Origin of the sequence: Chimaeribacter coloradensis, from assembly GCF_002858715.1 — a bacterium.
In the GTDB taxonomy this organism is placed as follows: Bacteria; Pseudomonadota; Gammaproteobacteria; order Enterobacterales; family Enterobacteriaceae; genus Chimaeribacter; species Chimaeribacter coloradensis.
Window position 1 is genome coordinate 106077 of record NZ_PJZH01000010.1, and the last position, 13243, is coordinate 119319.

A 13243-nucleotide genomic window follows, 5' to 3' on the forward strand; every position below is an offset into this window, starting at 1 on the left:
TTGAAACGTGATGCCCGCCTTTGCAGGATGTCACGTAACGTTTTGTTTTTTAAGTAATGAGGCTGCAACAATGATACCTGTCGTCGCGCTTGTCGGGCGCCCGAATGTGGGTAAATCCACCTTATTTAACCGTTTGACCAAAACGCGTGATGCGTTAGTGGCGGATTTCCCCGGGCTGACGCGTGACCGCAAGTATGGTCGTGCTGAAGTGGAGGGCCACGAGTTCATCATCGTCGATACCGGCGGGATTGACGGCACCGAAGACGGCGTTGAAACCCATATGGCCGGCCAGTCACTGCGCGCCATTGAAGAAGCGGACATCGTGCTGTTTATGGTCGATGCGCGCGCCGGCCTGATGCCGGCGGATGAGGGCATCGCCAAACATCTGCGCAGCCGTGACAAGGCCACCTTCCTGGTCGCCAACAAAGTCGACGGGCTGGACGCAGACTCCGCCGCCGCTGATTTCTACTCCCTCGGCATGGGCGAGGTCCACGCGATTGCGGCGTCCCACGGGCGCGGCATCACCCAGCTGATTGAACATGTGCTGCTGCCGTTTGTGGATCATGAAGAACCCGCTGAGCTGACGGAAGAAGAAGAGAACGCCGCCTACTGGGCTGAGCAGCTGGGCGAAGAGGCCGCTGCGGTGGCCGCGGCAGAAGCCGAAGACGATTTCGACCCGGAATCCCTGCCGATCAAGCTGGCGATTGTCGGCCGCCCGAACGTCGGCAAATCGACCCTGACCAACCGCATCCTCGGTGAAGAGCGCGTGGTGGTGTACGACATGCCGGGCACCACCCGTGACAGCATCTACATCCCAATGCAGCGTGATGAGCGCGACTATGTGCTGATCGACACCGCCGGGGTGCGTAAGCGCGGCAAAGTCACTGACACCGTGGAGAAATTCTCGGTCATCAAAACCCTGCAGGCGATCGAAGACGCCAACGTGGTGATGCTGGTGATCGACGCCCGTGAAGGCATCTCCGACCAGGATCTCTCCCTGTTGGGCTTCATCCTCAACAGCGGCCGTTCGCTGGTGATTGTGGTCAACAAATGGGACGGCCTGTCGCAGGAGATCAAAGACGAAGTCAAAGATGCGCTGGATCTGCGCCTCGGCTTTATCGACTTTGCCCGTATCCACTTTATCTCGGCGCTGCACGGCAGCGGCGTCGGCAACCTGTTTGAGTCGGTCAACGAAGCGTACCGCTGCGCGACCCGCCGCGTCAGCACCTCACTGCTGACCCGTATCATGCAGATGGCCGCCGACGACCACCAGCCGCCGCTGGTGCGCGGCCGCCGCGTGAAGCTGAAATATGCGCACGCCGGCGGTTACAACCCGCCGATTGTGGTAATCCACGGCAACCAGGTGCAGGACCTGCCGGATTCCTACAAGCGCTACCTGATGAACTACTACCGCCGCTCGCTGGAAGTGATGGGCACGCCGATCCGCATCCAGTTCAAAGAGGGTGAGAACCCGTTCGCGGGCAAGCGCAACACCCTGACGCCGAACCAGATGCGTAAGCGTAAGCGCTTGATGAGCCACCTGAAAAAAAGTAAATAACCCCAACGGGATGCAGAGTCACTGCATCCCGTTTTTTTTGGCACGAGGGAAGGAAGGGAGATGTTCTGGCAGACCTGGAGTTTTGCACTGGGCGTGACGGTGCCCAATCTGTTGTTACTGCTGTTGGGGGTGGGGTTAAAGCGCGTCGGCATCATGGACGACCACTTCTGCGATAAAGCCAGCCGGGTGGTGTTTAACGTCGCCTTGCCCTGTCTGCTGTTTTTCAGCGTCTCCACCCACTCCGGTGGGGAGGAGGGGATGAACCTGCCGCTGGCGCTTTATGGCGGCATCGCGACGCTGGTGACCTTTGTGCTGCTGGAGCTGGTGGCGATCAAACTGGTCAAAGACCCGCGCGAACGCGGTATCTTTGTGCAGGGCGGCTTCCGCGCCAACACCGGCATCGCCGGGCTGGCCTATGCCTCCCTGGCGTTCGGCAAAGAGGGCGTGGCCCTGGGGTCGATGTATATCGCCATCACGGTGATCCTGTTTAACGTGCTGTCGGTGATTACCCTGAGCCGCAGCCTGCAACGTGACGCCGGGAAAGGGCTGAATGTCGCCGCCATTCTGCGCGGGATCGTCACCAACCCGCTGATCATCGGGCTGGTGCTGGGGCTGCTGTTCAACGAAACCCACTGGGCGATGCCGGATACCCTCTACAAAACCGGCGAGTTTATCTCCGGCATGGCGCTGCCGCTGGCGATGCTGTGCGCCGGGGCCAGCCTGGACTGGCGCGCCATGTTCCGCAGCTCCAATGTGGCCGGGTACGCCACGCTGGCGCGGGTGCTGGTGGTGCCGGGGCTGATGACGCTGGGTGGCGCGCTGCTGGGGTTCCACGGCGCGGCGCTGGGGGTGATTTTCCTCTTCTCCTGCACCCCGACGGCAGCAGGCAGCTATGTGATGACGCGGGCGATGGGCGGCAACGCCACGCTGGCGGCCAACATCATCGCCCTGACCACCCTCGGCTCTTTCTTCACCACGGCGCTGGGCTTAGCGCTGCTGCGCGGCCTGCACCTGGTCTGACGCCAGGCGCTCCAGCTCTTTGGCGTCATGGCTGCAAAACATCGTGACCCCGGCTGCGGGGTCACAGGAGAGCGCCCGCAGCCGCTGCTGGTTGTGGCGGCGGGCCTGGCGATCCGCTTCCATCATCCACTGGTAAAACCGCAGCCCCGGCGTGCAGTGCCGCTTGGGTTGGCCGACCTCGTCCCGGTAGAAATAGGCATCCCCCGCGTGCAGCAGCCACTCCTGCCCGGTCTGGATGGCTACCCCGGCGTGGCCGAGGGTATGCCCGGCCAGCGGGATCAGCAACACTTCCGGCGGCAGCCCGGTCAGCCCGCGCACTGCGTCAAACCCATGCCACCCTTCGCCACCCGGCTGGTAAAAGTGCCACTGCCGCACCTGCGCCCACTGCACATCGCGGTAGCGCCCGCGGTTCAGCCAGTGGCGGCGGTCACGCGCCGCATCCGCTTCCCGTTGCAGGACATGCACCTGCGCCTGCGGGAAATCACTCAGCCCGCCCGCGTGGTCAAAGTCGAGGTGCGTCAGCACGATGTGCTGCACATCGGACGGCGAAAACCCCAGCTGGCGGATCTGGCTCAGCGCCGTGTCCTGCTGGCGGTAGCGGATGTTATTCAGCACGCGGAAGAACGAGGCCAGCCGGTGCTGCGGCTGCGCCATATCTTCACTGCCGAAGCCGGTATCCACCAGCACCAGCCCGTGCCGGTCGGTCTCCAGCAGCAGGCAGTGGCAGGTGAGGTGGGCAGTCAGTCCTTTGCTGAAGCCGTCATAGAAGGCGCCGCCGAGCGGGCACATACAGCCGCAATTCAGATGGTGGATATGCATGGTGCTCCTTACCTGAGGGGGAAAAGGTTAAGTGTAAGCCAGCCACAGGAAGTTGCCCGCCGCTGCCGGGGCGCTACACTGGAAGAGTGGGCGGTTCCTGATGGTCAGGGCGAACCGGCCCCGTAAGAAAAGGAGAGAGAAAATGGATGCAGTCTGTCCCGTCTGCAAACAGACGATGAGCAAAAGCGGGGATCACTACCATTGCGCACAGGGCCACGGCGATTTTCAGCAGGAAGTGGTCTGCCCGCAGTGCCACCGGCCGTTGGAGGTGTTAAAGGCCTGTGGCGCGGTTGACTATTTCTGCCTGCACGGCCACGGCCTGATCTCCAAAATGCGGGTGGAGGTCTGTTACATCCCCTGCTGACCGCGGTCAGTGGCCGGGCGGCAGGTCGGGCTTGCCGTCACCGTCCAGGTCGCCATATTTCCACAGCCTGACCAACGCTTCCGGCGTGCGGGTTTCCGGGATAAGCAGCACCCACTCCCGATCGTCCGTTGAGGTGAAATGGATCTCCAGCCGGAAATAGCGCTGATCGCCGCACCCGGCCTGGCCGGGCTGCTGCTGCGCATAGGGCATAATCTGGTTAATCAGGCGGCAGATGCGGTCACGCGTTTCAGCGCTGACCTCCGTCAGCGCAATGCGGCGCGGCCCGTTCAGCTTGGGAATGAAGGCGAAACCGCCTTCACGCACCAGAATGATCACGGCATCCGGGTCCAGCTCTGAAATCGGCTGCATTACATCACTCCCACCTGCTGCCAGGCCGCCTGCACCGCCTGGGCGGTGGCGCTGTCAAAGCGGCGTTCGGCATGGCGCACGGTAAACTGGGCGAAGGTCGCGAAATCTGCGTCCTGCGGCAGGGTTTTGTCGCACAGGGTGTCATACCAGACGTACCCGGCGCGCTCCCAGGCGTAGCCGCCGAGCGCGATGGCCGCCAGGTAAAACGCGCGGTTGGGGATACCGGAGTTGAGGTGGACGCCGCCGTTATCGTCACGCGTCTGGATGTACTCGTTCATGTGCGCCGGTTGCGGGTCTTTGCCGAGCAGCGGGTCATCGTAAGCGGTGCCGGGTGCCGACATTGACCGCAGCCCTTTGCCGTTGATCCCCCTGGCCAGCAGCCCCTCACCGATAATCCAGTCCGCCTGATCCGCCGTCTGCTTACGCTGGAACTGCTTGACCAGCGAGCCAAACACATCAGACAGCGACTCATTCAGCGCCCCGGCCTGCTGGAAATAGATAAGCCCGGCTTCGCTCTCCGTGACGCCATGCGCCAGCTCATGGCCGACCACGTCGATGGCGATGGTGAAGCGGTTAAAGATCTCGCCGTCGCCGTCGCCGAACACCATCTGCGCGCCGTTCCAGAAGGCGTTCTGGTAATTCTTGTCGTAATGCACAGTGCCGCTCAGCACCAGCCCTTTGGCATCCAGGGAGTTGCGCTGGAACGCCTGCCAGAAAAAGTCATAGGTGACGCCGAGGTAGTCATAGGCCTCGGTAACGGCCACGTCGTCGGTGGCGGACTGGCCCTCGCTGCGCGCGAGCTGGCCCGGCAGCGCGGTCTCATTCTGCGCATCAAAAATTTTACGCTGCACCTGGCCGGGCGCGGCGAGATCCGGTGCCTCGGTTCTGGCGAACGGCTCGGCCATCAGCGTGCGGACGTGGGTCAGCGTCTGCTGGGCGCGGGTGCGTTGCGGGTCAGAGCCGTGTTCGATAATGCGGCGCAGGATGTAAGGGGGGATGACGCTGTAGGGAACCTGGGAAGGACGTGGGGTCTTGCCGTCGCTCATGCCGAATCTCCTTATCAGAAATGCCCGGAAGGCGGGATACTGTCAGGACGGCCAAAGGTAACCGCCTGATTAACAGTATAGTCCGGCTGGGCAGACTGGGGGATTTTTACCCAATCCTGACAAAGCGGGGGCGGCCGTCAGCCTTTCGGCGTGCGTGTGCGCGGCTTTTTGGCAGGCGTCACCTGGGTGACCTCGCTCTCGACCCAGCCGTCGGACAGCCGGGTGGTCAGGCGGTCACCGGGTTGCGCCTGTGCGGTTTTTTTCAGTACGCCGCCGCCGCCGGACGTGGTGGTCACGCTGTAGCCGCGCGCCAGCGTCGCCAGCGGGCTGACCGCCTCAAGCTGGGTGCAGGCGGTGCCGAAACGCTGCCGCTGCTGTGAGAGCTGCTGCGCCAGCGCCTGGTTGAGACGGTAGCGCAACTGCTGCACCCGCTGCTGGGTACGGTGGATGCGGTTTTGCGGCGGGTGCTGCAACAGCCGCTGCTGCAGGCGATCGGCGCGCCGCAGTAGCTGGCGCAAGCGCTGCTGCATCGCCTCGTCGAGGCGGCGGCGCAGGCGGAACAGCGCCGTCTGTTGGCGCGAGAGACGCAACTGCGGGTGCTGCTGTTGCAGGCGGTGGTGCAGCCGGGTGAACTGCCGCGCGCGCTGGGCGAGGAAGTAGTCCATCGCCATCTCCAGCCGCTGCTGCTGGGACTGCATCTGGCGCAGCAGCTCAAGCTGGTTGCGGCTGATCAACTCCGCGGCGGCGGAGGGCGTCGGCGCGCGCAGGTCAGCCACGAAGTCCGCAATGGTAACGTCCGTTTCATGGCCGACGGCGCTCACCACCGGGATGCGGCTGGCGAAAATCGCGCGCGCCACCCGCTCATCATTGAAGCTCCAGAGATCTTCCAGCGAACCGCCGCCGCGCCCGACAATCAGCACGTCACACTCGTTGCGCCGGTTGGCCGCCTCAATCGCCCGCACGATCATCATCGGGGCGTCCGCCCCCTGCACCAGCGTCGGGTAGATCACCACCGGCAGCGACGGGTCACGGCGTTTCAGCACCTGCAACACATCGTGCAGCGCCGCGCCGCTGGCAGAGGTGATCACGCCGACCTGCCGCGCCGGGGAGGGCAGGGGCTGTTTGAACTGCGCGTCGAATAGCCCTTCGTCCGCCAGCGCCTGCTTGAGCAGCTCATACTTCTGCTGCAACAGCCCTTCACCGGCCGGCTGCATGCTCTCGGCAATCAGCTGGTAGTCACCACGCGGTTCATACAGGGTGATCGTGGCGCGCATCAGCACCTGCTGGCCGTTCTGCGGGCGGAAGGTGCTGCGGCGGTTGGCGTTGCGGAACATGGCGCAGCGCACCTGCGCCCGGTCATCCTTCAGGGTGAAGTACCAGTGGCCGGAGGCGGGTTGCGAGAGGTTGGAGATCTCGCCGGAGAGCCAGATCTGGCCCATTTCACCTTCCAGCAGCTGTCGCACCGTCTGATTAAGGCGGCTGACAGTGAAAATTCCTGGGGAAGATAAATTTGGCATTGTGATCTTGATCAAATTTTAAAACAGGGACTTAATTGGTCGATACTACATGGCTGTAACAGGTAATCAAGGGTTTTAGCAAAATAGTGCTGGAGGCAATCGATTACGCTCTGTATAATGCCGCGGCAATATTTTATCTTTTTCGCAGCCACCCTGGTGAGATATTGCCCATGCTACGTATCGTTAAAGAAGCTCTGACGTTTGATGACGTCCTCCTCGTTCCCGCTCACTCTACCGTCTTGCCGAACACGGCCGATCTCGGCACGCAACTCACGGCAAAAATCCGCCTGAACATCCCGATGCTCTCCGCTGCCATGGATACCGTGACGGAATCCGGCCTGGCGATTGCGCTGGCTCAGGAAGGCGGCCTCGGGTTCATCCACAAAAATATGTCTATTGAGCGCCAGGCCGAAGAGGTCAGCCGGGTGAAGAAACATGAGAGCGGCGTGGTCACTGACCCGCAAACCGTGACGCCGGCCACCACCCTGCGCCAGGTGAAAGAGCTGACGGCCCGCAACGGTTTCGCCGGTTACCCGGTCGTGACCGAAGAGAACGAGCTGGTAGGCATCATCACCGGCCGTGACGTACGTTTCGTGACGGACCTTGACCAGCCGGTCACCGCCGTAATGACGCCGAAAGAACGTCTGGTCACGGTGAAAGAGGGCGAAGCCCGCGAAATCGTGCTGCAAAAAATGCATGAAAAACGCGTGGAGAAAGCGCTGGTGGTGGATGAGCAGTTCCATCTGCTCGGCATGATCACCGTGAAAGATTTCCAGAAAGCGGAACGCAAACCCAACGCCTGTAAAGACGAGCGCGGCCGCCTGCGCGTCGGTGCCGCTGTCGGTGCCGGCCCGGGCAACGAAGCCCGCGTGGACGCGCTGGTCGCGGCCGGGGTTGACGTGCTGCTGATCGACTCCTCCCACGGCCACTCGGAAGGCGTATTGCAGCGCATCCGTGAAACCCGTGCCAAATACCCGGACCTGCAAATCGTCGGCGGCAACGTTGCCACCGCCGCCGGTGCGAAAGCGCTGGTTGAGGCGGGCGTCAGCGCCGTGAAAGTCGGCATCGGCCCCGGCTCCATCTGCACCACCCGCATCGTTACCGGCGTGGGCGTCCCGCAGATCACTGCCATCGCGGACGCGGTAGAAGCGCTGGAAGGCACCGGCATCCCGGTAATCGCTGACGGCGGCATCCGCTTCTCCGGCGACATCGCCAAAGCGCTGGCGGCAGGGGCTTCCTGCGTGATGGTCGGCTCCATGCTGGCCGGTACCGATGAGTCCCCGGGCGAAATCGAACTCTACCAGGGCCGCTCGTTCAAATCCTACCGCGGCATGGGCTCGCTGGGCGCGATGTCCAAAGGCTCGTCTGACCGCTACTTCCAGACCGATAACGCCGCCGACAAACTGGTGCCGGAAGGGATCGAAGGCCGCGTGGCCTACAAAGGGATGCTGAAAGCGATTGTGCACCAGCAGATGGGCGGCCTGCGCTCCTGCATGGGCCTCACCGGCTGCCCGACCATTGAGGACCTGCGCACCAGGGCGGAGTTCGTCCGCATCAGCGGTGCCGGCATTCAGGAAAGCCACGTGCACGACGTGACCATCACCAAAGAGTCACCGAACTACCGCATGGGCTGATAAACGCGGCGGCAGCCCCGGCTGCCGCCCGTGACTTTTTCTTCTTTTTTCTCTGTTTCTGGAATTCGCCTCACATGTCAAAAAATATCCATAAGCATCGTATCCTGATCCTGGATTTCGGTTCTCAGTACACCCAGTTGGTTGCGCGCCGCGTCCGTGAAATCGGCGTTTATTGTGAACTGTGGGCATGGGACGTTACCGAAGCGCAGATCCGCGAATTCAACCCGAGCGGCATCATCCTCTCCGGCGGGCCGGAAAGCACCACCGCGCAGGACAGCCCGCGCGCGCCGGAGTACGTCTTCAACGCCGGGGTACCGGTCTTCGGCGTCTGCTACGGGATGCAGACCATGGCGATGCAACTGGGCGGCCATGTGGAAAGCTCCAACGAGCGTGAGTTCGGCTATGCCCAGGTTGAGATCCAGACTGAAAGCGCGCTGATCCGCGACATTCAGGACGCCCTCAGCCCGACAGGCCGCTCCCTGCTGGACGTCTGGATGAGCCACGGCGACAAAGTCACGGCGATCCCGTCTGATTTCGTCACCGTTGCCAGCACCGACAACTGCCCGTTTGCCATCATGGCGAACGAGGAGAAGCGTTTCTACGGCGTGCAGTTCCACCCGGAAGTGACCCACACCCGCCAGGGTCAGCGGATGCTGGAGCGCTTTGTGCTCGACATCTGCGGCTGCGAAGCGCTCTGGACACCGGCCACCATCATTGAGGATGCGGTTGAGCGCATCAAACAGCAGGTCGGCAATGATCAGGTCATCCTCGGCCTCTCCGGCGGCGTGGACTCCTCCGTGACCGCGATGCTGCTGCACCGCGCCATCGGCAAGCGCCTGACCTGCGTCTTCGTGGACAACGGCCTGCTGCGCCTGAACGAGGCGGATCAGGTGCTGGAGATGTTTGGCGACCACTTCGGCCTGAACATTGTGCACGTCCCGGCGGAAGAGCGTTTCCTGTCGGCGCTGGCCGGCATCAATGACCCGGAAGAGAAGCGCAAAACCATCGGCCGCGTGTTTGTTGAGGTCTTCGACGAAGAGGCCAGCAAACATGAAGAGTTCAGATGGCTGGCGCAGGGCACCATCTACCCGGATGTGATCGAATCCGCCGCCTCGGCCACCGGCAAGGCGCACGTGATCAAGTCCCACCATAACGTCGGCGGGCTGCCGAAAGAGATGAAACTGGGGCTGGTGGAGCCGCTGAAAGAGCTGTTCAAAGACGAAGTACGCAAAATCGGTCTGGAGCTGGGCCTGCCGTACGACATGCTCTACCGCCACCCGTTCCCGGGGCCGGGCCTCGGTGTGCGCGTGCTGGGCGAAGTGAAGAAAGAGTACTGCGATCTGCTGCGCCGCGCGGACGCCATCTTCATCGAAGAGCTGCACAAAGCGGAGCTGTACCACAAAGTCAGCCAGGCTTTCACCGTGTTCCTGCCGGTTCGCTCCGTGGGCGTGATGGGCGACGGCCGCAAATATGACTGGGTGGTCTCACTACGTGCGGTGGAAACCATCGACTTCATGACCGCGCACTGGGCGCACCTGCCGTATGAGTTCCTCGGCCGCGTCTCCAACCGCATCATCAACGAAATCGACGGCATCTCCCGCGTGGTCTACGACATCTCCGGCAAACCACCGGCGACGATCGAGTGGGAGTGATCAGATAACCGCTCACCCCGCTTCATAACCCGGTGAAAGTAAAATCAACCCTCTGTTTTACAGAGGGTTTTTTATGGTTTTGCATCGCCCGGCATTTTCCCTTTTTGTATATCCCGTTGACATATCCCAAGGTTGCCTTATGCTGACAATCAGTACAAAACGTCACCACAAGAGGCGATGATGGAAAAGACAACCCTATTCAAAAGCAACCGCAGCCAGGCGGTACGCCTGCCAAAAGCAGTGGCTTTACCGGAAGATGTCAAACACGTGGATATCGTCGCGGTAGGGCGGGCGCGCATTATTACCCCCGCAGGTGAAAGCTGGGACAGTTGGTTTGATGGCGAGAGCGTCACCTCTGATTTTATGGGTACACGTGAACAACCCGGTGAGCAGGAGAGGGAAGCGTTCTGATGCTTAAATATATGCTGGATACCAATATCTGCATCTATACGATCAAAAATAAGCCTCAGGCAGTACGTGATGCCTTTAATCAGCATTATGGGCAGATGTGCATCAGCTCTGTCACCTTAATGGAGCTGATTTACGGTGCGGAGAAATCCGCCAGCCCGGAAAAGAACCTGCGTGTGGTTGAAGGATTCATTGCCCGGCTGGAGGTATTGAATTATGGCATCGATGCCGCGGTACAGACCGGGCAAATCCGGGCTGAGCTGGCGAGAGCAGGCACCCCCATCGGCCCCTATGACAGTATGATTGCGGCGCATGCCCGCGCCCTTGGCCTGGTTCTGGTAACAAATAATACCCGCGAATTTATACGTGTTAATGGTGTGCGTCTGGAGGACTGGAGCGTTAGCTAAACAGCATTTTTGTTATTTCGTTTAACAGTCAGATCAATTCTCCTCTCTATAGCACGCAGGCAGCGCGTTGAAGAATCAGCGAACCTCTGCGCCAGACTTTTTTGTAATGTGTTAAAGGCGTGATTTCCCCCCAACACCTCACATTTCCTCACAAAACACCGCATTTTTTGCTAAAGGCGTGATGTGGCGCGTGGCCGGGTGAGGGAAGGGTGCTACGGTCTAAAGACACAGAGAAGGGGGCGCGTATGAATAACCTGGTGGCAGATGTCCTGATTAAAATGTCAAAAATCGAGGTGGAGGCCAAAGATTTGACCGCGCAGGTAGAGGCACAATCGCTGCTGCTGGCGGCCATCATCCTGATGCTGGACAAAACCATGACGGAAAACGTCTCACAAAGCATTAACCAGGCAATTGTTACGGCGGCAAAAGAGTCGGATGAAATCCTCTCTTCTGACGTCGAGCTTTTGCTGTCACATGTGAAGCAACTATTAGCGCTGCCGGAATTTGTCAAAGCAAAATCCGAATAATCTGAAGCAGGCAGGTTAACCGGCTGAATCGGCTAAAATTCAGTCATACCGCGGCGCTCAGCCCGGTTTAACCGTTTCACAACGTGTTAAATCGCTGCTAGGCTTGTTAGTATTTGCTAACAAAATGCGGAGGGAATGTGAACGAAGATTTAAATGAAGAAGACAGCACAAAAGTCTGTCCTGAGTGTCTGGCCAGTGGCGATGATTACCTGACCCAGGTGAAAAGCATTAAGGACAGTCAGAGCGGAAACACCATTATCAACGTCCGGTACTGTGCGCACTGCGGCAATATCATCAGTATCTCCAGTGAAGAGATACACGCAGAACAGCCAACGCCTGAGCCGATACGGCGCAAAATTTCAGGTTGATGTCCCGGGTTTCTTGTTAAGCAAAATAACATGTTCAACCTTGTTTTATTTCTGATGCGTTCAGCATCTTCTCATACACCGCAAGGGATACTGCTTTGGGGGGAGTTTCAAACCGCGAGGTGCTGTCAGCCCGCCACTCCCCAGCTTCCCACTTCTGTAAAGGCAACACAGCAGGTTTACCCCCTCAAATAATTATCGGGAAACCTGACTGTGTTTGCCCGTTTTCTCTCTGACCCTATCCCTCTTTTTTCGGTGCCAGCCGGTAGTGCAGCAGGTAGTAATCGCCTTTCGGGGCGGTACCGCGGCTGACGCGCTCCCAGCCGTGGCGCTGGTAAAAGCGCAGGGCGTGTTCATTTCTTACCAGGCATTTCAGCGCGCCGGTATGGGTAAAGGTAGCCTGGGCCGCCTCCAGCAGCGCCAGGCCGACGCCGCGGCCCTGCGCCTCCGGCGCGACAAACAGGTTATGCAGGAAGTTTTCCGCCTCAAAAACAGAGGCAAACCCCACCGGGCGGCCATCCTCGTCGGCCACCAGCACCGTCTCCCCTATCACGTCACGGTCAAAATCCTCCAGCTGCCAGCCGGTGCTGGTCAGCCACGGCCAGGCCTGTTTGCGTGACGCGAGGTAAAGGGTGCGCAGAAAGGGGCGATCGCTTTCCTGATAGGGGCGTACAATCATGGGCGTTCCTTTAACGAGAGTGACGTTATTTATCTAATTGATTGAAATTATAGACCTAAATAAGCAGATGTGATCATTGCCGCCTTGAGGGGCCGGTGCGCCGTCACTAGGATAAAGGCTCCAGCCCCGCGCAGTGAGGTCATTATGGGAAATCGAAAAGTGGTACGAGACACCGAAACCGGCCAGTTTGTGGAGTCCGGCGAGGCCAAAAAACGGCCGAAAACCACCGTGACGGAAACCGTCACCACGCCGTCAAAAAAGAAGAAAAAAGCGTCCTGATCTGTATTGAGAGACCGTGTCTATGTCGAAAGCGCCCGCCGGGCGCTTTTTTATCGGGCGTATTTAGCAGCCTGCTAATGGAGGCCAACGCAGGGCAGGGCGTTTAGCGTACACCCTGGGCAGTCAGGGTAATCACCGGCATCACGGCTGCGCCGCCAGCATAAAACAGGGAAGAGTTGGTAAAGGCGTAGACGCGCCCGGTCAGCACGACGTTGATATGATCCCCATAGCCTGACACCTTCGCATTCCCCACATCCGTGACCAAAAACGGTGCGCGCTCTTTCAGGTGCGTCATCGGGTCACCCGGCAGGTCACTATCCAGATAATAGCGGTAGACCTCAGAGACCGTCGCGCCCCCACCCTGGTATTTTGTCACATAAAGAAAGGTGCTCTCCGTGATGCGCTGCTGTGCGTAAAGGGCATCATCCGGTGCGCCGTTAAACACGAATTGATAGAGGGCATAACCGGCTACCAGCACCAGCAATATGCCTGTTAATGCCATGTGCAATCGCTTAATCAGGGCGTTGTTCTGCATAATATAACGGGCCAAAGCAATAAATTTATTAATTTGCTGCCTTATCAGAATGTCATGACGGATA

16 protein-coding genes are annotated in these 13243 nt (G+C 60.0%); 10 read left to right on the forward strand and 6 right to left on the reverse strand.

The genetic code is table 11. The annotated features are described in order from the left end of the window. Positions 1-70 precede the first annotated feature (70 nt). A complete protein-coding gene (gene der, locus CYR32_RS11780; RefSeq protein WP_101824585.1) occupies positions 71-1558 on the forward strand; it encodes a ribosome biogenesis GTPase Der in 1488 nt (495 codons plus the stop codon). A gap of 60 nt (positions 1559-1618) precedes the next feature. Beyond that, a complete protein-coding gene (locus CYR32_RS11785) occupies positions 1619-2578 on the forward strand; it encodes an AEC family transporter (protein ID WP_101824586.1) in 960 nt (319 codons plus the stop codon). Here CYR32_RS11785 and CYR32_RS11790 read toward each other — a convergent pair. Next, on the reverse strand, positions 2546-3397 hold the full coding sequence (locus CYR32_RS11790; RefSeq protein WP_101824587.1) for an MBL fold metallo-hydrolase: 852 nt from the start codon (positions 3395-3397) through the stop codon (positions 2546-2548). The two genes, CYR32_RS11785 and CYR32_RS11790, sit on opposite strands and share 33 nt — an antisense overlap. Positions 3398-3539: 142 nt before the next feature. Between CYR32_RS11790 and CYR32_RS11795 the strand changes: the two genes are divergently transcribed. Then, positions 3540-3761: a zinc ribbon domain-containing protein gene (locus tag CYR32_RS11795; protein WP_101824588.1), complete on the forward strand. Its 222-nt coding sequence runs from the start codon at positions 3540-3542 to the stop codon at positions 3759-3761. A 6-nt stretch (positions 3762-3767) separates the two neighbouring features. Here CYR32_RS11795 and CYR32_RS11800 read toward each other — a convergent pair whose 3' ends face one another. From CYR32_RS11800 to xseA, 3 genes are all read right to left on the reverse strand, one after another. Beyond that, complete coding sequence (locus CYR32_RS11800) at positions 3768-4130, reverse strand: protealysin inhibitor emfourin (protein WP_101824589.1); 363 nt, start codon at positions 4128-4130, stop codon at positions 3768-3770. Next, positions 4130-5176 (reverse strand): M4 family metallopeptidase, encoded by a 1047-nt coding sequence (locus CYR32_RS11805; RefSeq protein WP_101824590.1) that lies wholly within the window; start codon positions 5174-5176, stop codon positions 4130-4132. The genes CYR32_RS11800 and CYR32_RS11805 overlap by 1 nt, the downstream gene beginning before the upstream one ends. Positions 5177-5313: 137 nt before the next feature. Then, positions 5314-6693 carry an exodeoxyribonuclease VII large subunit gene (xseA, locus tag CYR32_RS11810; protein WP_420912833.1) on the reverse strand — a complete coding sequence of 460 codons (1380 nt, stop codon included), beginning with the start codon at positions 6691-6693 and terminating at the stop codon, positions 5314-5316. Positions 6694-6863: 170 nt separating this feature from the next. Between xseA and guaB the strand changes: the two genes are divergently transcribed. The 6 genes from guaB to CYR32_RS11840 all read left to right on the forward strand — a co-directional run bounded on the left by guaB (position 6864) and on the right by CYR32_RS11840 (position 11689). After that, positions 6864-8327 carry an IMP dehydrogenase gene (gene guaB, locus CYR32_RS11815; RefSeq protein WP_101824591.1) on the forward strand — a complete coding sequence of 488 codons (1464 nt, stop codon included), beginning with the start codon at positions 6864-6866 and terminating at the stop codon, positions 8325-8327. 74 nt (positions 8328-8401) lie between these two features. After that, on the forward strand, positions 8402-9979 hold the full coding sequence (gene guaA, locus CYR32_RS11820; RefSeq protein WP_101824592.1) for a glutamine-hydrolyzing GMP synthase: 1578 nt from the start codon (positions 8402-8404) through the stop codon (positions 9977-9979). Positions 9980-10159: 180 nt separating this feature from the next. Continuing rightward, a complete protein-coding gene (gene vapB, locus CYR32_RS11825; RefSeq protein WP_101824593.1) occupies positions 10160-10390 on the forward strand; it encodes a type II toxin-antitoxin system VapB family antitoxin in 231 nt (76 codons plus the stop codon). Then, positions 10390-10794, forward strand: a complete 405-nt coding sequence (gene vapC / locus CYR32_RS11830; RefSeq protein ID WP_101824594.1) for a type II toxin-antitoxin system tRNA(fMet)-specific endonuclease VapC — start codon at positions 10390-10392, stop codon at positions 10792-10794. The genes vapB and vapC overlap by 1 nt, the downstream gene beginning before the upstream one ends. Before the next feature lie 245 nt (positions 10795-11039). Beyond that, positions 11040-11321 (forward strand): anti-adapter protein IraP, encoded by a 282-nt coding sequence (gene iraP, locus CYR32_RS11835; RefSeq protein ID WP_101824595.1) that lies wholly within the window; start codon positions 11040-11042, stop codon positions 11319-11321. A 137-nt stretch (positions 11322-11458) separates the two neighbouring features. Then, the gene (locus CYR32_RS11840) at positions 11459-11689 is read left to right on the forward strand and encodes a hypothetical protein (protein WP_101824596.1); all 231 of its coding nucleotides are present in this window, start codon (positions 11459-11461) and stop codon (positions 11687-11689) included. Positions 11690-11924: 235 nt separating this feature from the next. Here CYR32_RS11840 and CYR32_RS11845 read toward each other — a convergent pair whose 3' ends face one another. Continuing rightward, a complete protein-coding gene (locus tag CYR32_RS11845; protein ID WP_101824597.1) occupies positions 11925-12365 on the reverse strand; it encodes a GNAT family N-acetyltransferase in 441 nt (146 codons plus the stop codon). Positions 12366-12509: 144 nt separating this feature from the next. On the opposite strand from CYR32_RS11845, the gene CYR32_RS22005 reads away from it, so the two are divergent. Next, a complete protein-coding gene (locus CYR32_RS22005) occupies positions 12510-12644 on the forward strand; it encodes a hypothetical protein (RefSeq protein ID WP_277621947.1) in 135 nt (44 codons plus the stop codon). 103 nt (positions 12645-12747) lie between these two features. On the opposite strand, the gene CYR32_RS11850 is transcribed toward CYR32_RS22005, so the two are convergent. Further along, a complete protein-coding gene (locus CYR32_RS11850; RefSeq protein WP_241523812.1) occupies positions 12748-13146 on the reverse strand; it encodes a hypothetical protein in 399 nt (132 codons plus the stop codon). Positions 13147-13243: the final 97 nt, after the last annotated feature.

Bases quoted from the DNA above. Each gene is read 5' to 3' on its own strand.
- der (WP_101824585.1), top strand. From the start codon at position 71: ATGATACCTGTCGTCGCGCTTGTCGGGCGCCCGAATGTGGGTAAATCC.
- CYR32_RS11785 (WP_101824586.1), top strand. From the start codon at position 1,619: ATGTTCTGGCAGACCTGGAGTTTTGCACTGGGCGTGACGGTGCCCAAT.
- CYR32_RS11790 (WP_101824587.1), bottom strand. From the start codon at position 3,397: ATGCATATCCACCATCTGAATTGCGGCTGTATGTGCCCGCTCGGCGGC.
- CYR32_RS11795 (WP_101824588.1), top strand. From the start codon at position 3,540: ATGGATGCAGTCTGTCCCGTCTGCAAACAGACGATGAGCAAAAGCGGG.
- CYR32_RS11800 (WP_101824589.1), bottom strand. From the start codon at position 4,130: ATGCAGCCGATTTCAGAGCTGGACCCGGATGCCGTGATCATTCTGGTG.
- CYR32_RS11805 (WP_101824590.1), bottom strand. From the start codon at position 5,176: ATGAGCGACGGCAAGACCCCACGTCCTTCCCAGGTTCCCTACAGCGTC.
- xseA (WP_420912833.1), bottom strand. From the start codon at position 6,693: ATGCCAAATTTATCTTCCCCAGGAATTTTCACTGTCAGCCGCCTTAAT.
- guaB (WP_101824591.1), top strand. From the start codon at position 6,864: ATGCTACGTATCGTTAAAGAAGCTCTGACGTTTGATGACGTCCTCCTC.
- guaA (WP_101824592.1), top strand. From the start codon at position 8,402: ATGTCAAAAAATATCCATAAGCATCGTATCCTGATCCTGGATTTCGGT.
- vapB (WP_101824593.1), top strand. From the start codon at position 10,160: ATGGAAAAGACAACCCTATTCAAAAGCAACCGCAGCCAGGCGGTACGC.
- vapC (WP_101824594.1), top strand. From the start codon at position 10,390: ATGCTTAAATATATGCTGGATACCAATATCTGCATCTATACGATCAAA.
- iraP (WP_101824595.1), top strand. From the start codon at position 11,040: ATGAATAACCTGGTGGCAGATGTCCTGATTAAAATGTCAAAAATCGAG.
- CYR32_RS11845 (WP_101824597.1), bottom strand. From the start codon at position 12,365: ATGATTGTACGCCCCTATCAGGAAAGCGATCGCCCCTTTCTGCGCACC.
- CYR32_RS22005 (WP_277621947.1), top strand. From the start codon at position 12,510: ATGGGAAATCGAAAAGTGGTACGAGACACCGAAACCGGCCAGTTTGTG.
- CYR32_RS11850 (WP_241523812.1), bottom strand. From the start codon at position 13,146: ATGGCATTAACAGGCATATTGCTGGTGCTGGTAGCCGGTTATGCCCTC.